The following is a 16,762-nucleotide window of genomic DNA, read 5'->3' on the forward strand; positions in this document are numbered from 1 at the left end:
AAGGCCCGTCCGCCCGAACCCAGGACAACCCACCCTGGGGAGGGAGATGCCATGAGCGCGGAGCAGCCCGCCTCTTTATCGCGGTGCCGCGCGACACGATGATCGGTACCGTGTTGACGCGTGTTTTGTCTTGTCATTTCGTCACCTCCATTCCGGAAATCACGGCCCGCTGTGTTCGAGCTCCTCTGCCGATCGCATTCCTCCGAGCTCCCCGAATTTCTCACCAGGGGACCACGATCGTCCTCCTCGTCCGCTCGTCGGTGCGCCGAGCCGAGCCATGGCGCGCTGGGGTGCAGGACGCCGGGTGCTTCTTTCGTGGGCAGCATGCCACCACGCTGCCGCGGTGGTTCAGCGCGCGCGAGCCGTCCTCTCCGCGCTTGCGTGCTCTCATGAACGGGCGCCCTTGCAGCGGCGCCCTTCGATCATTCGCGCTCGTCGTCGTCCCGCAGGAACTTGGGCCACGTCCCGGAGGGCGGCGCGAGGTCCTCCACCGGCTCCCATCGAGCGGCTCGCTCTGCTCTGCAGTGCGGGCAACAGAGCTCTGGATCCCAGTCGACATCCTCGAGACCCAGCTTCCGCAGCCACGCGAGCTCCCACAGGAGCCTCGGGCTCACGTGAATCACGTTGCCCGAACGACGCGTGCCGTTGCCGCTGAACCCCCGACGCTTGGCCACGAGCGCTCCTCCTGAGACGAGGGCGCTCATTCTGCCGCTGACGAAACCGTTCACCAAGCGCCATCTCGCCGCACACGCACACGCTCGGGTCCAGGTGCGCCTGCGACGGGAGGCAGCAGCGCGTCATCGCCGCGCCCGTCACCTGCTCCCGAGGCGTGCCAGCGCGTCCCAGCGGCAAGACAGCGGCCTCGCGGGGCAAGACAGCGCGTCCCAGCGGCAAGACAACGGCCTCGCGAGGCAGGACAACGGGCGCCGGCGGCAAGACAGCGCGCGCTCGCAGCGAGACGACGGCTGTCGGTGACACCAGAAGCGCCCGCATCTGCCGGCGCTGACGAGCATGCGAGCGCTCCGCCAGGGAGCGAATCATGCGACAATTCTCAAGAGAAAAAGGCGAGGAGGGAGTCGCTGTTCCTGGACTGCGCGCCGAGCGCGGGGGTTGAAGACGATCCAGCTGTCCCTCGGCCAACCCACCGGCGTGATGGCCCCCTCCGCGTTGCGCTGGTGGTCTGCCGGTCGCCCTGCCGAGCCGTTTCCGGTCTCCTCTACCTTTCTAGTTCCGGTGAGCGGCCCTGGTTCGCTGCACAATCGTCCGTCGGCTGCATTTTTTTCTCTGGGACCCCGGTGACGCTGTGCGTTGGATAACGCAGCGAAGCCGGTCATTCCCACGCCGAGCGCTATCACAAGATACCCAGCTCCGCGCTGCGGGCGGCGCCGCGGTGGTCTCTTGCAGCTTCGCCGGAGGCGCCGCGCTCGCGGCCGGCGGCCCTTCCGTGCCCGGCCCGCTCACCGAAACCGGCATCACCACGCGAACCGGCGCCAGCTGCAGCGTGACGCGAAGCGTATGCCCTGCGGTCGCCATGATCGTCTCCCGCGCCGCCATGTACCCGTTCAGCTGTGCCCCTATCACGTGCTGGCCGGGCTCCAGAAACACGGGGAGCGCGAGCGGCGTCCAGCCCAGCACGGCTCCGTCGACCGTCACCTCCGCGCCTTCCGGCTCCGTCTCCACCCAGACCGCCGCCAACTTCGCCAGCGCCTCCTTCAGCAACACCCCGGCGCGCTGCTGCGGTACCGTCCTCGTGGCGGACACTTCGGGCCGGTACCAGGACAGGTGCGTTGGATCGACCGTGACATCTGCTGGTCTGAGGAAGCATCCGGCAAGAGAAACGCCAGCGGCCGTCACGGCAACGCCGTAGAGAGGAGAGGCGGGATGAGCGATGCCCACCCCCCGTCGGTGCTCAGCGGTTCGCACCTGCGCGTCATCACCGCGCATGTCAACCGCCTCCGAGGCGTGCCAGCACGCACGTGACGTTGTCCGGTCCGCCGTGCTCGTTGGCGATGTCGACCAGCAGGCTCGCTGCCAGGCTCAGGTCCCGGTGCCTCCCCAGCACCCCCTCGATCCGCGCCTCCGGCACCGGGCCCCACAGCCCATCCGAGCAGACGAGGAACACGTCGCCCGGCCGCGTCGCCTCCACGCGCGACTCGATCTCCACGCTCTTGTCGCACCCAAGCGCGCGCGTCACCGCGTCGGCTCGGCCGTTCAGCGCCTCCAGCGCCGCCAGCGCACCGTCGCCCTCGCTCAGGAGTTCCTCCAGCAGCGTGTGGTCCCGCGTCAGCCGCTCCAGCTTGCCGCCGCGCATCCGGTAGACGCGCGAGTCGCCCACGTGCGCGATGTACGCCATCCCCGCTCCGAGCAGCACGCCCGCGAACGTCGTCGCCATGCCGCGCACCTCCTCTTTCTTCTGGCTCGCCTCGTAAATCGCCCGGTTCGCGCGCCGCACGCTCATCACCAGCCGCACCTCGTCCCGGTCGTGCGAGCTCCCCGTGCCGTACGGCCACGTCTCCTCGAGATCCTCGTCCACCTCGAAGCAGCTCTTGACCACCTCGATCGCCATGCGGGACGCGACTTCTCCGGCCGCGTTGCCGCCCAGGCCGTCGGCGACCATGAAGAGCCCCAGGCACGGCAGCGCCGCGAAGCTGTCCTCGTTGTGGCTGCGGCGCCGGCCCACGTCCGAGTGCGCTGCCGCCTCGATGGCGAGCTGTGGGTACACGATCGTCCTCCTCGCGCGCTCGTCCTCAGGACGAGCCGAGCCAAGGCGCGCCGCGCATCGCGGCGCGCGTTCCTCTCGATTGATCAGGCCGCGCTTCACGCGGCCTTCGCTACGTCGCTACCTCAGCGCAGCCGCAGCGCCGCCAGCACCACGCCGCACACGAGAATCCATCACCCGCGCCCGTCGCGAGGACGAGCGGACTCGCTGGCGCGCTGCGATGGCAGGGCGCCCGGTCCGTTCTCCGGGGCCGCGCACCGCGGCGCTGCCGTGGGTCATCGGAGCGCGCACGGCGCTCACGCGCCCGTCGATCAGTTTTCCGTTGAGTCCGGACGACGCGGCCGCGCGAGCGTCAGAGGCGTCGGCTTGCCGTCGCTCTCGCTGCGCGTCCGTGGAGCGTTGGCGGACGGCGTGGTGTCTTCGCCGCCCGGTATCAGGAAGTAGAACCGCATCCCGGAGGGCGGCGCGATGTCCTCCACGTCTTCCCGCTGAGCGGCTCGCTCCGCTCTGCACTCCTCGCAGAAGCGCCCCGCGTCCCACTCGACGTCCTCGAGCCCCAGCTTCCGCAACCACGCGAGCTCCCACATCTCCCGCGCGCTCACGTGGATCACGTTTCCCGAGCGGGGCATGTTGGTGGTGTTGATCGGCCGACGTTTGGACATGGGCGCTCCTTCTCGGATGAGGCCGCCCATTCTGCCGTCGACGAAGCTGCTCGCCCATGGTTCCCTCGCGAAAATCATCGACATCACGCTTACTTGCCTTTGGGCGTCTGAGATTCTCACGGGATGACATGATCTGCCTCACTGTCCGCAGCTCTCGCCGGTCGCGAAGTTCCAGCACACCCCGCTCGCCCCAAGCGCCCCGGCGCTCTCCGGCGGACCGCCGGGCGCGGCGCTGCCGCCGTCGCCGGCCGTGCCGGGGGGTGAACTGCACCGCCGGACCTTCGCCCGGAGCCACCGCATAGGCGATGCCCACGGCGTGGCCGCCTCGACCGCCAGCGCCGCCTCCGCAGGCGTCTCGCCCTGTGCGCCGTCCATCCCATCGCCCGCCGTCCCGTCCACCTGCGCGAACTCCGCCTGGACATCCGACATCGCCAGCCACCCTGCGTGCAGCTCTCGCTTCACCGTCGCTCCTTCGCCGTCGCAACGCCCGCCATCCACGTGCTCGCTCCTCGTTCGCGGGTCGCGCTCGGCCTCTCGCCGCGCGCACACGTCCGCCCTTCGTCGCCCCTGCCACGGCGCGCCGTCCCGTCCTTCGTCCCCTTCGTCCTCACGCCGCTCCGCGGCTGCGGCTCGTGCTCCGCCGCAGCCGCAGAGCGCACCACCTCACCTCAGAACGCCTGCACCTCGGCCCTCACACCGCCCGCGCCCTGCGCCTCCGCGGTCGCTCCCACGCCGCCTGCGCCCGCTTCGCCCAGCTCGATCGTCGCGCCTATTGTCGAGGGCGCCCTGCCCTTGTACGCAATCCCGATCGCGTGCCCGCCCCTGCCTCCGCCGCCGGGGCCGCCCGCGCCTCCCTTGCCTCCGGCGCCTCCGCCGCACGCGTCGTGCAGCATCGTCGCGCCTTCGGGTCTCTTGCCACCGGGACCGCCGGCTCCTCCTTCGCCGCCTTCCTGCCCGGCTCCGCCTCGGCCTCCGGCTCCGCCTCGGCCCGTCTTCAGCGTCACCCGCTCGAAGCTCACCATCGCGTTCAGGCTGATCAGCGCGATGCTCGACCCGCCGGCTCCGCCACCCCGGCCACCCGCACCGCCGCAACCGCCGGCGCCGCCAGAGCCGCCGCTCGCGCCGCCGGCCGACTCCGCCGACGCGCACTTGCCCTCGCCCGCGCCGCCCTTCGCTGCGCCGCCGCCTCCGCCTCCTTGCGCCGTGAGGCCCTTCGCGCCGTTGCGCCCAGCAACGCCGGCGTAGCCGGCGGCGCTGATCTCGCCCAGCCCCGTGGCGCCCGTGCCCGGGCTGCCAACGTTGAGAAAGGCACCCTCGCCGCCGGCACGGCAGAGCCGCCGATTCTCCTCTCCCCCGCCTCCGTTCGTGGCACGGCAAGGCGAGCCGACGTCACCGCCGCCGGCGAAATCCACCTCGGCGTTGCCGCCCCAACCCCCGTAAGAATCGTCGCTCGCATCCTCAGGCGTGCCGCAGTCGTTCTTGACGGACACGCCGCCAATCACGAAGTCGTCCGAGCACGCCTCGCCGCCAGGCGTCCCTTCCTCACCCCTCTTGGCACGCGTCTCGTACGCGGCTCCGTCCGCTCCCGGCGCCGCGTCCCCCGCCTCCAGGACGCACCGCGCGAGCGCCACGCTCGCCTCTTCCACCACCGCCGCGATCGACGACATGCCCGCGAGGGACGCGTCCCCCGGCTCGATCCCGCGCGCCCGCACGTGCACGTCCTCCCCCCGCACGCTCGCCTCACCTCCGCCCCCGCGCACCACCAGCGGGATCTCTCCGGCCCCCGCCGTCAGCACCGTCTTCCTCGTCTCTCCGGCCCAGCCCCACCCGTTCGCGCAGTCCAGCCCGCCGTAGATCGTCACGCCCTGCGTCACCTCCACCGCTTCGTCGAACGTCTCCGCGCACGCGTACACCCGCCGCGTCCTGTTCTCCTCCGCCAGCGCCAGCGCCACACGAAACGTCTTCACCGGCGCCGCCTTCGTCGCCGCGTTCTCGTCGCTCCCGGACGCCGACACGAATGCGCCGCACGCGTCGTCCACCGCGCTCGCGTTCTCGCTCGGCACGCACGCGGCAGGCGTACGTCCATCGTATCTCAGCCAGTCGTGGCGCACGCACGTGAGCGTGCCCTCGCAGTCATCCCCCAGGTGTCCCCACGGCGCTTCGCACCCCGCGGCGACGAGCGCGACGCCCACCGCACCCACAGCCCAGAACGCTGCACGACGTCCCATCTCTCCTCCATGCGAGCTCATTGCCACGCCCCCACGAGCAACACTCCGGCCGTGTTGGCGCGCAGATCGGGGACGACGCCAACAGCGCTCCCCGGCGCTGATCCCGTGCGTGGCCACAGCGCAACGGCCAGGGCCGCCAGCGCGACGGTGCCCGATGCGATGTACGTCACCCCGGCGACGTCACGGAGCCGATCGCTGCGCGCCGTGGTGCGGGCGAGCTGCGCGCACCGATCGGCGAGCGCCCTCGGTGCGTCCAAGCATCCAGGACCGACCCTCAGGATGGCCTCGCGCTGCGCGCGAGCGTCCGCGCTCGCCGCGTTCGAGGCCAGCGTGAAGCCGACCCCCACCCCGAGCCCCACCACGCTCGCCGCGCCCAGGGCGATCGCCGGCACCCAGCTCCGCGGCTCGTCGGCCTGCGCCCCCGCCGCGGGCGCCTTCGTGTTCGCCTCCCCGTTCACCGGCGCGCCGACAGCCCCCCGCGCCGTCGCCGCCTTCGGTTTCAGGTCGATCGTGATCTCCTCCGTCGCCCCCGGCGTCGTCGCCAGCGGCCTCACCGCGTCCTCGTACCCCGCGCGCCGGATCACCAGCAGGTGCTGCCCGGGATCCACGTAGATCTCGTGCTTCACCTCCTCCGCCGGCACGCGCTCTCCGTCCACGAACACCTCCGCGTCCGCCACGTTCTTCACCCGCACGCGCAGCGTCCCCACCTGCTTCGTCGCCTCGTCGAGCAGCGCCAGCATCCGCGCAAGCCGCTCCGCCTCGATCTCCGGCCCCGCCGCGCGCACCCCGTACGCAAGGTGCTTCGCCGCGGACGCGGGCTTGTTCAGCTGTAGCTGCACCTGCCCGAGGTTCGCCGCGATGTCGTACGTCTTCAGCCGGGCCCACGCCCGCAGGTACGCGAGTTCCGCATCCTCCAGCCGGCCAGCCGCGTGCGCGCTACGGCCGTCCTCGAAGTCACGCACCGCGCGGTCACGCTCGCTCTCCGCGCTCGGCCTCGCCGCCGCTTGCTCCTCTCCGCGCGCGCTCGTCGTCGCCGCCGCGCTTCCGAGCAACACCGACATCGCCAGCCACCCTGCCTGCAGCTCTCGCCTCACGGTCGCTTCCTCACTCTCGCAATGTCCGCCACCCACATGCCCGCGCCTCGTTCGCCGCGCTCGGCGTCTCGCCGCGCGCACACATCCGCCGTTCGTCGCGCCAGCTCCAGCGCGCCGTCCCGTCCTTCGTCCTCGTCGCCCAGCGCCACGCGGCGGCTGCGGCTCATGCTCCGCCGCAGCAGCAGCGCTCACGACCTCACGTCAGAACGCCTGCACCTCGGCCTTCACGCCCGCAGCTCCCTCCCCCTCCGCGCTCGCTCCGGGGCCGCCGATGCCCGCTTCGCCCAGCTCCACCGTCGCTCCTTGCACCGGCGGCGCCGCGCCCGTGTACGCGATCCCCAGCGCGTGACCGCCGCGACCGCCGCCTCCTTGACCGCCTGGGCCTCCCGTACCGCCAGCTCCGCCCGCGCATGCGTCATTCAGCCCGGTCGCGCTTTCGAGCTTCTTTCCGCCCGGACCGCCGGCCCCTCCAGCACCGCCCTCCTGGCCAGCGCCGCCCTTGCCGCCCGCACCACCGCGCCCCGTCTTCAGCGTCACGTCCTCGAAGCTCAGCTCCGCGTTCAGGCTGATCAACGCGATGCTCGAACCGCCCGCGCCGCCGCCTCGCCCACCGGCTCCGCCGCAACCGCCCGCACCTCCAGAGCCGCCGCTCGCGCCGCCGGCCGACGCTTCGTTCGGACACTTGTCTGCGCCCGCGCCGCCCTTCGCCCCGCCTCCTCCGCCTCCGCCTTGCGCCGTGCCGCCCTTCTCGCCATCGCGGCCGGCGGCGCCGACGTAACCCGAAGCGCTGACCTCTCCGAGGCCGCTCGCCCCCGCGCCGGGCATGCCGTCGGTGCCGTTCTCTCCCGACATCCCTTCGCTGCACACCGTCGGCGCTTCCTCTTCTCCCGTGCCGCCGTTCAGCTTCGCACCTGGCGTACCTTTCGACCCGGCCCCCCCGGTGCCCGCTGCCCCTACGCCGCCCAAGCCGCCCGACGAATCATCGCTCGCGTCCTCCGGCGTGCCGCAGTCGTTCATCGGGCTCGCACCGGGATCGACAAAGTTTTCCGTGCATGCCGCGTTGCCGCTGTTTCCCTCGGCTCCCCCCGTCGCGCTCGTCTCGTACGCAGCTCCCTCGAGTCCCGCCGCCGCATCGCCCGCCTCCAGCACGCACCGCGCCAGCTCCACGTTCACGGCTTCCGCGACCGCCGCGATCGACGACGCTCCCGCGAGCGCGACGTCCTCCGGATCGATCCCGCGCGCCTGCACGTGCACGTCCTCCACGCGCACCTTCGCCTCGGTTCCACCGCTGCGCACCACCAGCGGGATCTCTCCTGCACTCGCCGTCAGCACCGTCTTGCGCTGCTCGCCGGCCCAGCCCCATCCGCTCGCGCAGTCGAGCCCCCCGTAGATCGTCACGCCCTGCGTGACCTCCACTGCTTCCTCGAACGTCTCCGCGCACGCGTACACCCGCCGCTTCTCATTCTTCTCCGCCAGCGCCAGCGCCGCCCCCAGCGTCTTCACCGGCGCCGCCTTCGTCGCAGCGTTCCCGTCGTCCCCGGACGCTGACACGAACACGCCGCACGCGTCGTCCACCACCGCGCCGGCGTTCTCGCTTGGTACGCATTTGAGCGGCGTCTCGTTGATCCTCCATCGCCCCCGGTACTCCTCACACATCAGAGTGAAGGAGCAGTCCTCCTCCAGGTTGCTCCACACGGCATCACAGCCGCTAATGAAGGCAGCGATCCCCAATGCACCAAGCAGCCTGCGGGTTCGTCGCACTCTCATTGCTTCCTCGCTCGTTACCATGCGCCTGCCAGGATGATTTCGGCACCGGACGCGTGAAGCCGCGGAACCGCCAGCACACGCCCGGCGGCTCCGCTGCCCTTGTCGTGCGGCCAGAGGGCGTAGGACACCGCAGTGAGAGCCAGGACGCCCGATGCCACGTAGGCCACACGCGCAGCGTTTGCGAACGTGTCGGTACGCGATGCCGCCTTCCGAAGCTCTTTGCACACATCCGCGTAGGCGCTCACGGCGTCCACGCATGCTCCGGGGGCGTTCCAGATTGCAGCCTGCTGAGCCTCGCCATCCGCCTTCGCTCCGTTCGACGCCACCGTGAACCCCACCGCCACGCCGAGCCCCACCGCGCTCGCGACCCCCAGCGCGATCACCGGCACCCAGCTCCGCTCCTCCACCCTCGCCCCCGCCGCGGGCACCTTCGTCTTCCTCGCCCCGCTCGCCGCTGCGCCCTTCACGCCTGCGGCGCCCCCATTCCCCGGCGCCTTCGCCCCCGCCGTCCCCTGCCCCGCCGCCCCCGCCACCGTCGGCTCCTGCGCCTTCACCGCCTTCGGCTTCAGCTCCGGCATCACCGTCTCCGTCACCCCCGCCGCCGCCACCACCCGCATCACCTCGTCCTCGTACCCCGCCCGCCGGATCACCAGCGTGCGCTCCCCGGGCTCCACGTACACCTCGTGCCTCACCGCGTCCTCCGGCACGCGCTCGCCGTCCACGAACAGCTCCGCGTCCGCAACGTTCTTCACCCGCACGCGCAGCGTCCCCACCTGCGCCTTCGCCGCCGACAGCAGCGCCTCCATCCGCGCAAGCCGCTCCGGCTCGATCTCAGGACCCACCGTCCGCACCCCGTACGCAAGGTGCTTCGCCGCCGACGCAGGCTTGTTCAGCCGCAGCTGCACCTGTCCGAGGTTCACCGCGATGTCGAACGACTTCAGCCGCGCCCACGCCCGCAGGTACAAGAGCTCCGCTTCCTCCAAATGGCCCGCCAGATGCGCCCGGCGGCCTTCCTCGAAGTCGCGCACCGCGCGCTCACGCTCGCTCTCCTCGCTCGGCCCCGTCACCGCTCCCTCCTCGCCACGGACGCTCGTCGTCGCTGCCGTGCTCCCGAGCAGCACCGACATCGCCAGCGATCCCGCTTGCAGCTCTCGCCTCACGGTCGCTCCCTCTTCCACGCAACGTCCGCCATCCACGCGCTCGCTCCTCGCCCGCCGCGCTCGGTGTCCTGCCGTGCGCACACGTCCGCCGTTCGTCGCGCCTGCCTCAGCGCGCCGTCCCGTTCGTCGTCTCCTCCGTCCCACGCCGCTCCGCGGCTGCGGCTCACGCTCCGCCGCAGCCGCGTCGCTCACAGCGTCACATCAGAACGCCTGCACCTCGGCCTTCACGCCCGCAGCTCCCTCGCCCTCCGCCTTCGCCCCCGGCCCGCCGGTGCCCGCTTCGCCCAGCTCGATCACCGCCCCTTGCACCGGCGGCGTCGCGCCCTTGAACGCAATCCCCAGCGCGTGCCCACCGCGACCGCCGCCTCCTTGACCGCCTGGGCCTCCCTTGCCACCGGGACCACCCGCGCACGCATCGTTGAGCGCCGTCGCACTTTCGGCTTTCTTGCCGCCGAGGCCCCCGGCTCCGCCTTCGCCGCCTTCCTGTCCGGCTCCACCCTTGCCGCCTGCTCCGCCGCGCCCTGTCTTCAGCTTCACGTCCTCGAAGTTCAGCGCCGCGTTCAGGCTGATCAGCGCGATGCTCGATCCTCCCGCACCGCCGCCTCTCCCACCGGCTCCTCCGCAACCGCCCGCGCCTCCAGAGCCGCCGCTCGCTCCGCCGGCCGATGCTTCATTCGGGCACTTGTCTGTGCCGGCGCCGCCCTTCGCTCCGCCACCTCCGCCGCCGCCTTGCGCAGTGCCGCCCTTCTCGCCATCGCGGCCGGCGGCGCCGATGAAACCGCTGGCGCTGATCTCGCCGAGACCGGTGGTTCCCGCACCAGGCCCCCCCTCGGAGCCGTTCGCGCCTGCGGTCCCATCGGTGCACACCGCCGCACCTTCGCCTTTGCCTCCGTTCGTCAAATTCTCCGGAGCACCGGGAATCCCGAGGAGGCCCGTGTCCGCTTCGCCGTTTCCGCCTGACCCTCCGCGCGAGTCATCGCTCGCGTCTTCCGGCGTGCCGCAGTCGTTCTTCACGCTCCCGCCTGGTACGACGATCTCCGCCGAACATGCCTCGCCGCCGCTCTTTCCCTCGGCTCCCCCCATCGCGCTCGTCTCGTACGCGGCTCCCTCGGCTCCCGCAGCCGCATCCCCCGCCTCCAGCACGCACCGCGCGAGCTCCACGTTCACCTCTTCCGCCACCGCCGCGATCGACGACGCTCCCGCGAGTTCCACGTCATCCGGCTCGATCCCGCGCGCCAGCACGTGCACGTCCTCCACGCGCACGGTCGCCTCGACGCCCCCACCGCGCACCACCAGCGGGATCTCTCCTGCCTCCGCCGTCAGCACCGTCTTGCGCTGCTCGCCGGCCCAGCCCCATCCGCTCGCGCAGTCGAGCCCTCCGTAGATCGTCACGCCCTGCGTGACCTCCACTGCTTCCTCGAACGTCTCCGCGCACGCGTACACCCGACGCTTCTCATTCTTCTCCGCCAGCGCTAGCGCCGCCCCCAGCGTCTTCATCGGCGCCTCTTTCGTCGCAGTGTTCTCGTCGCTCCCCAACGACGACACGAACACCCCGCACGTGTCGTCCACCGCCATGGGGTTCTCGCTCGGCACGCAGACGGCGGGCGTCCCACCACCGGTGCCGCCAGCGCCGCCATCACAGAGGAGCTTGATCGTGCAGTCCTCCGGCATCGTGTACGGAAAGCAACCTAACCCCGTGACGGTTGGCCCCACCAGCAACACCCAAGCCCAGCAAGCAGTTCGATGCATGATCATTTCTCTCCGCGGCGCCTGGTCAGAGCACACCGCCCACGACAATCCCCAGGCTGCTGGCTCGGACGATGGGTGTCACATGCACGTGTCGGTCCGGCACTGAACGGCGAGTAGCGAGCCCGTAGACGAGCGTCCCAACCCCGACGGCTCCTGCGCTGGCGAAACTCCAGAACGCCGCGTTACTGAATGCATAGCGGTCGTCTACAGATTCGCTCAGCTCACGACATCCTGCCCGCGGATCGGAAGCCCCGCACGCACCCGTGCCACCGGCGCTGCGCAAGCGGCTTCGCTCTGTGTCTGCATCGCTGCCGTTCGCGTTCGCTAGGAATGTGAGTACCACCCCCGCAATCGCAGCCGCCCCCGCTGTCGCCGCACCACCGATCAGCACCGCCGTCCTCGGCCCTTCCGGTCGCGCCGGCACCGTTGGCGGAGACGACCACCCGGCTTTCCGCGGCATCGGCGCCATCACCGCCGGCGCCTTCGCCTCCGGCCCCGTCGTCTCCGGCGCCTTCACCGCCTTCGGCTTCAGCTCCGGCATCACCGTCTCCGTCACCCCCGCCGCCGCGATCAGCCGCATCACCTCGTCCTCGTACCCCGCTCGCCGGATCACCAGCGTGCGCTCCCCGGGCTCCACGTACACCTCGTGCTTCACCGCGTCCTCCGGCACGCGCTCGCCGTCCACGAGCACCTCCGCGTCCGCCACGTTCTTCACCCGCACGCGCAGCACCCCCACCTGCGCCTTCGCTTCGTCGAGGAAGTGCCGGATCCGCGCGATCTGCTCCGGCTTCGTCGACGGCGGCGCCGTCCTCAGCGCGAACGCGAGGAACGTCGCCGCCGACCGCGGCTTCTTCAGCTGGATCTGCACCTCACCGAGGTTCGCCGCGATGTCGAACGACCTCACAAGCGCCCACGCCTTCAGGTACAGCAGCTCCGCGTCGGACCACCTCTTCTGCTTGAACGCATCGTTCCCCTCCCGGTAGAGCTGCGTCGCGCGGGCGTTGTCGCCGCGGCCCTCGTCGTCGGCGCTCGCCGCTGCGGCCGGCGGCGCGGGCTGCGCCAGGGCCGTCGCAGGCGCCAGGGAGCAGGCGGACAGCGCGCAGAGCGCCGCGCCCGTCAAGAGCATCGTCCGTTTCCTCATTGCGTCTCCCATCGTCGATCCATCCTGGCGGCTCAATCGAAGTTCGGCGTGTCGTAGGGGCTCGGCGGCGGCGCGCCCTGCCTCTCCCTCGCCGGCGCCGCGCCCGCCGGCGCGCTCGGCGCCTGCCGCGTCGGCATCGCGGAGCTGCCAGCGCGCGCCCTCGGCGCAGCGCCCTGCGACGCCGCCGACGCCGCCGGCCTGCCCGACCTGTCCTGCTGGGAGCTGGTCGCTGCTCCCGACGATCCTTCCACGGGCGGCGTCGTCGGCACCGAGGCCGCAGATCCGCCCGGCGCTGTGAACGGCCCCTCCGACGCGCTCACTGCCGGAGCGCTGGCCATCGCTGCACCCGGCGCGCCTGCCTTCTCCTCGCCCTCCGCGGCCTCGCCTGCGCCGCGCGCCTCCTCTCCCGCACCGCCGCCCGCTCCCCACACGGATCGCAGCACCGTCACCCCGATCGCCAAGAGGACGCCCATCGCCAGCACCCACGCCGCGCGCTGCCGGCCCGCCCGCCGCTCCGTGCGCCGCGCCGCCGCGACCTCCGCGAGCCGCGGCGCCTTACGCCCCGTTCCCTCGCTCCCAGTCGCCTCGTCTCTCCCGGTCGCCTCGCTCCCCGCCGCCTCGCCCCTCCCCGCCCCCTCGCTCCCCCTCTCCTCGCTCCCGCCCCGCCCCCCGTGCCACTCCGCGAGGATCTCGCTGTCGATCACGATCGGCTGCCGCTTCGTCACCGCCAGCCCCTCCGGCATCGACACGCTCGGCGCCCCCACGTCCGCGAGCGGCGCGCGCTGCTCCGGGTTGCGCGCCCCGCCGCCCCGCCTCCCGCCCTCCCGCGGCGGCGGCACCCGCCGCGGATCCTCGATGTGGACCCGCTCCATCTCCACCGTCGGGTGCAGCGGCGTCGGCGCGACCTCGCCCACCGCGTAGGCCTTCGCCGCGTCCTCTCCGTCGCCCTGGATCGCCCGGGGCACGCCCGCCGCTCCGCCGTCCTGCTTCGCCATCGCCTCGCTCCCTGCCACCCGCGCGGCCTACCGCCCGCGCGACCCGGGTCCTCGCTTCCCCTCGCCTCCTGCGCCTCCACCCGCCGGCCCATCGCCCCGCACCCCGCGCAGCACCGGCGCGATCCCGGGCTCGCTCCGCGGCTGCGGCATCGCCCGCACCCCGCGCTTCACCAGCGCCTTGCGCAGCCGCTCCCGGCCACGCTCCAGCCGCCGCCGCACCGTGATGTACGGCACCCCGAGGAACGCCTCCGCCTCGCGCATGTCCATCCCGTCCACGAACACCGCCCCGAGCGCCCGCTGCTCGTCCTCGGGCAGCTCGGCGAACGCCTCCCCCAGCGCCCGGATCGCCCCCACGTACGCCACGCGCTCGGCCGCTTCCTCGTCGGACACCGGCCGCCGCATCGCCGCCACCCCCGCCACGACCCCCACCGTCGCCAGCGCGTCGCAGAACTCCTGGAGCCGGCCCTGGATCTCCTCCGGGCCGTCCCGCAAGAGGTCGAACCCGCCCTGGTGGTGCTCCGACAGCGCCGCCATCGCGCGCCGCATCGCCACGTCGCGCCGCCGCGCCTGCGTCTCCGCGCGGATCAGGTCCAGCATGCTGCCGTCCATCCGCGCGCGCGCGTACCCCTCGAACGAGACGCCCTGCGCCTCGTCGTACCGGCGCACCGCCTCCACCACGGCCGCCGAGCCCGCCGCGGCGAGCTCGTCCCGGTCGACAAGCCCCGCGTACCTGCGCGCGTACCAGCGGGCCTGGGCCTCGACCATCGGCAGCGCGCGCTCGACCAGCGCCCGCTGCCTCGGCGTGAGCAACGGCAGCACCTCGGCGTCTTTGCCCTCGCCCTCGCCGGTCACGCGCCCTCCCTCCCGCCGCCCGCGGCGCCCCCCTTGCGGTCGTGGCCACGCTCCGCCGGCGCGCCCTCGCACGGCACCTCCCCGCTCGACGACGGCACCGGCCGCGCCATCAGCTGGCGCAACAGCGCGACGGAGTAGGGGTTCTTGACGAGCTCGTCCTCCATCGCCTCGCGCAGCTGCGCCAGCATCGCCTCCGGCACGAGCCCGCGGTACGGCGCGAGGCTCCGCTCGATCGTCTCCGCCACCACGCGCTCCGCGCGCAGCCGCTGCTCGTCGTTTCGATCGTCCTGTGACATTCCGGCCTCCTCTCCGCGCGCGCTCCAGCGCTTCGCCCTCCACATCCCTAAAAAATCGGTGCGTCTCCGAAGGGCGGCGCGGCCCCCTGCCGCCCCGGCTTGGCCGTCGCCGCTGGCCGGCGCGCCGACCCGACCGGGGTTGCCGTCCTGACGGCCGGCCTGACCGAGGTTGCGCCCGCTGCCGCCGCCGGCCTGGCCGGGCTTGCCGGCCTGACCGAGGTTGCGCCCTCCGCTCCGACCGAGGTTGCGCCCTCCGCTCCGACCGAGGTTGCGCCCTCCGCTCCGACCGAGGTTGCGCCCTCCGCCGCTCCGACCGGCGTTGCGCTGGCAGCCGCCGTTGCGCCGGCAGCCGCCGTTGCGCTGATAGCCGCGGTTGCGCCGGCATCCTCCGCCGAGGTCGCGGGCGTGCCCGGCGGCGCGAGCCACCTCACGGCCAGCGCGCTCGCCGCCGAGGAGGCGAGCACCAGCGCGATCAGCATCCACGGCGCCATGCGCACCTCGCGCCCGGCGCGCGCTCCCACTCCCCGCTCCCCCGACCCGTGCTCGCCCTCCGCGGCCAGCAGCCGGAGCATCGGGCTCGTCGTGCGCACCGCGGGCGGCCGGGACGACCCCGGCGGCGGACCGGACGGCGACGGGCGCTCCGTCACCTCCATGATCTCCGTCCCCCGCGCCGTCCTCCCTTGGCTGCCCGGCGCGCGCCCGTCCCCCTCGCGGCCCGCCGGCCACGGTCCAGGCCCGAACGCCGCCGCCCGGACGCTCTCCAGATCCATCGGCGCCGTCCCGCCGGGCCCCACCGCCGGCGCCGGCGACGCCACCACCACCCTGGCCGACGGCTCCCCCCGCGGCACCTCGAGCGTCGGCCCCGTCACCGGCGCCCGGTAGACCGCGCGCCGCCCCGGCCGGCCCGGGACCGGCGGCTCGCCGGGCGGCGTCGCCAGCGAGATCCGGCCCTCCGCCTCGTCCTGCTCGAGGCGCCTGCGCAGCGCGATCATGCCCTGCGCCATCTCGGCCATCGACAGGTACCGCGCCGCCGGCTGCTTCGCCGTCGCGCGCCGGATCACCTCGTCCACGTACGCCGGCAGCCCCGCCACGTCCGACAGCGGCGCGGGGTCCACGAAGAACTGCCAGTTCACGAGCTTCGTCCGGTCGTCGAACGCGTCGCGGAACGGGTGGCGGCCGGCCATCATCTCCCAGAGCACGAGCCCCAGCGAGTACACGTCGAAGCGCGCGTCCGCCTCGTTCCCGGCGAGGTTCTCGGGCGCCATGTACGCGGCCGTCCCGAGGCGCACGTTGCGCTGGGTCGTCCGCATCTCGTAGGGGATGACCTTCGCGATCGAGAAATCGACGACCTTCACCATCCCGTCCGCGGTGAAGACGATGTTGTCCGGCTTCACGTCGCGGTGGATGATCTGGTTCTCGTGCGCCGCGTCGAGCCCCCACGCGGCCTCGAGCGCGACGTGCAGCGCGAACAGCGGCGACAGCCTCCCCTGGCGCTCCAGGATGGTGGTCAGCGTCGGCCCGTCGAGGAACTCCATGAGCATCCACGCCGTGCCGTCCGCCTCGCAGCCGATGTCGAAGACCTCGACCACGTTGGCGTGCTGGATCCCGAACGTCCCGTGGGCCTCGGCCAGGCTCCTCTCGGCCTTCCTGGCGTCCTTCCGGTCGCGCAGGTGCATCATCTTGAGGGCGCACCGCGCGCCGGTGATCCGGTGGCGGACCTCGTACACCTCGCCGGAGTACCCGGCGCCCACGAAGCGCACGATCTCCATCTGGTGAAAGACCTGACCCGGCTGGAACACCTGCCGCTCGATCGGCTCGTCGGCGTCGCTCACGGCGCTCTCCCGCTCCTTCCCGGCGCCCACGCTATCCGCGGGCTGCTGCGGCGGGAACGCCTCGGTGACGGCCAGCGCGGCGGCGGGCAGGTCCGCCGTGACGGCCAGCGCCGCCGTGACGGCCGGCGGCGCCGTGACGAAGGCCGGCCGCCTCGTGGGTTCCGTGAGAGGGAGCATCGCGTTGTCCATGGGCGGGTGCCTCTCGGGCGAGCGCCCCTCCTCTGGAGGCGCTGCCGTCGCCTACCCATGTCGGTACGGCGCCGCCGG

General features: G+C 72.7%; 15 protein-coding genes. All 15 read right to left on the minus strand.

The genetic code is table 11. The features are described 5' to 3' along the window. Nucleotides 1-422 precede the first annotated feature (422 nt). The 15 genes from WMF12_RS38430 to WMF12_RS38500 all read right to left on the minus strand — a co-directional run bounded on the left by WMF12_RS38430 (nucleotide 423) and on the right by WMF12_RS38500 (nucleotide 16,672). Nucleotides 423-674, minus strand: coding sequence for a hypothetical protein (locus WMF12_RS38430; protein WP_437853194.1), 252 nt, complete (start codon nucleotides 672-674; stop codon nucleotides 423-425). A gap of 550 nt (nucleotides 675-1,224) precedes the next feature. Beyond that, nucleotides 1,225-1,944 carry a PEGA domain-containing protein gene (locus tag WMF12_RS38435; RefSeq protein WP_437853196.1) on the minus strand — a complete coding sequence of 240 codons (720 nt, stop codon included), beginning with the start codon at nucleotides 1,942-1,944 and terminating at the stop codon, nucleotides 1,225-1,227. 1 nt (nucleotide 1,945) lies between these two features. Next, nucleotides 1,946-2,722 (minus strand): PP2C family protein-serine/threonine phosphatase, encoded by a 777-nt coding sequence (locus tag WMF12_RS38440; protein WP_437853198.1) that lies wholly within the window; start codon nucleotides 2,720-2,722, stop codon nucleotides 1,946-1,948. 308 nt (nucleotides 2,723-3,030) lie between these two features. Next, nucleotides 3,031-3,381 carry a hypothetical protein gene (locus tag WMF12_RS38445; protein WP_437853200.1) on the minus strand — a complete coding sequence of 117 codons (351 nt, stop codon included), beginning with the start codon at nucleotides 3,379-3,381 and terminating at the stop codon, nucleotides 3,031-3,033. 138 nt (nucleotides 3,382-3,519) lie between these two features. Beyond that, complete coding sequence (locus WMF12_RS38450; RefSeq protein ID WP_437853201.1) at nucleotides 3,520-3,843, minus strand: hypothetical protein; 324 nt, start codon at nucleotides 3,841-3,843, stop codon at nucleotides 3,520-3,522. Nucleotides 3,844-4,049: 206 nt separating this feature from the next. After that, on the minus strand, nucleotides 4,050-5,609 hold the full coding sequence (locus WMF12_RS38455; protein ID WP_437853203.1) for a PGRS family protein: 1,560 nt from the start codon (nucleotides 5,607-5,609) through the stop codon (nucleotides 4,050-4,052). Between the two features lie 17 nt (nucleotides 5,610-5,626). Beyond that, nucleotides 5,627-6,703 carry a hypothetical protein gene (locus WMF12_RS38460; protein ID WP_437853205.1) on the minus strand — a complete coding sequence of 359 codons (1,077 nt, stop codon included), beginning with the start codon at nucleotides 6,701-6,703 and terminating at the stop codon, nucleotides 5,627-5,629. 201 nt (nucleotides 6,704-6,904) lie between these two features. Beyond that, nucleotides 6,905-8,464 (minus strand): PGRS family protein, encoded by a 1,560-nt coding sequence (locus WMF12_RS38465; RefSeq protein WP_437853207.1) that lies wholly within the window; start codon nucleotides 8,462-8,464, stop codon nucleotides 6,905-6,907. A gap of 20 nt (nucleotides 8,465-8,484) precedes the next feature. Continuing rightward, a complete protein-coding gene (locus WMF12_RS38470) occupies nucleotides 8,485-9,630 on the minus strand; it encodes a hypothetical protein (RefSeq protein WP_437853208.1) in 1,146 nt (381 codons plus the stop codon). Nucleotides 9,631-9,831: 201 nt separating this feature from the next. Then, nucleotides 9,832-11,379: a PGRS family protein gene (locus WMF12_RS38475; protein WP_437853210.1), complete on the minus strand. Its 1,548-nt coding sequence runs from the start codon at nucleotides 11,377-11,379 to the stop codon at nucleotides 9,832-9,834. A 25-nt stretch (nucleotides 11,380-11,404) separates the two neighbouring features. Further along, entirely contained in the window at nucleotides 11,405-12,520 is a 1,116-nt protein-coding gene (locus WMF12_RS38480; protein WP_437853212.1) for a hypothetical protein, read from the minus strand. A gap of 32 nt (nucleotides 12,521-12,552) precedes the next feature. After that, a complete protein-coding gene (locus tag WMF12_RS38485) occupies nucleotides 12,553-13,515 on the minus strand; it encodes a hypothetical protein (RefSeq protein ID WP_437853213.1) in 963 nt (320 codons plus the stop codon). 27 nt (nucleotides 13,516-13,542) lie between these two features. Beyond that, a complete protein-coding gene (locus WMF12_RS38490; protein ID WP_437853215.1) occupies nucleotides 13,543-14,367 on the minus strand; it encodes a sigma-70 family RNA polymerase sigma factor in 825 nt (274 codons plus the stop codon). Continuing rightward, complete coding sequence (locus WMF12_RS38495) at nucleotides 14,364-14,663, minus strand: hypothetical protein (RefSeq protein ID WP_437853217.1); 300 nt, start codon at nucleotides 14,661-14,663, stop codon at nucleotides 14,364-14,366. The genes WMF12_RS38490 and WMF12_RS38495 overlap by 4 nt, the downstream gene beginning before the upstream one ends. A 47-nt stretch (nucleotides 14,664-14,710) precedes the next feature. After that, nucleotides 14,711-16,672, minus strand: a complete 1,962-nt coding sequence (locus tag WMF12_RS38500; protein WP_437853219.1) for a serine/threonine-protein kinase — start codon at nucleotides 16,670-16,672, stop codon at nucleotides 14,711-14,713. Nucleotides 16,673-16,762: the final 90 nt, after the last annotated feature.

Source organism: Sorangium sp. So ce363 (genome assembly GCF_051520435.1).
Lineage (GTDB): Bacteria > Myxococcota_A > Polyangia > Polyangiales > Polyangiaceae > Sorangium > Sorangium cellulosum_B.

What these genes read in the sequence shown, in the direction of transcription:
- WMF12_RS38435 (WP_437853196.1), bottom strand. Translation starts at nt 1,944, where the DNA reads ATGCGCGGTGATGACGCGCAGGTGCGAACCGCTGAGCACCGACGGGGG.
- WMF12_RS38445 (WP_437853200.1), bottom strand. Translation starts at nt 3,381, where the DNA reads ATGTCCAAACGTCGGCCGATCAACACCACCAACATGCCCCGCTCGGGA.
- WMF12_RS38475 (WP_437853210.1), bottom strand. Translation starts at nt 11,379, where the DNA reads ATGCATCGAACTGCTTGCTGGGCTTGGGTGTTGCTGGTGGGGCCAACC.
- WMF12_RS38495 (WP_437853217.1), bottom strand. Translation starts at nt 14,663, where the DNA reads ATGTCACAGGACGATCGAAACGACGAGCAGCGGCTGCGCGCGGAGCGC.
- WMF12_RS38480 (WP_437853212.1), bottom strand. Translation starts at nt 12,520, where the DNA reads ATGAGGAAACGGACGATGCTCTTGACGGGCGCGGCGCTCTGCGCGCTG.
- WMF12_RS38500 (WP_437853219.1), bottom strand. Translation starts at nt 16,672, where the DNA reads ATGCTCCCTCTCACGGAACCCACGAGGCGGCCGGCCTTCGTCACGGCG.
- WMF12_RS38485 (WP_437853213.1), bottom strand. Translation starts at nt 13,515, where the DNA reads ATGGCGAAGCAGGACGGCGGAGCGGCGGGCGTGCCCCGGGCGATCCAG.
- WMF12_RS38455 (WP_437853203.1), bottom strand. Translation starts at nt 5,609, where the DNA reads ATGGGACGTCGTGCAGCGTTCTGGGCTGTGGGTGCGGTGGGCGTCGCG.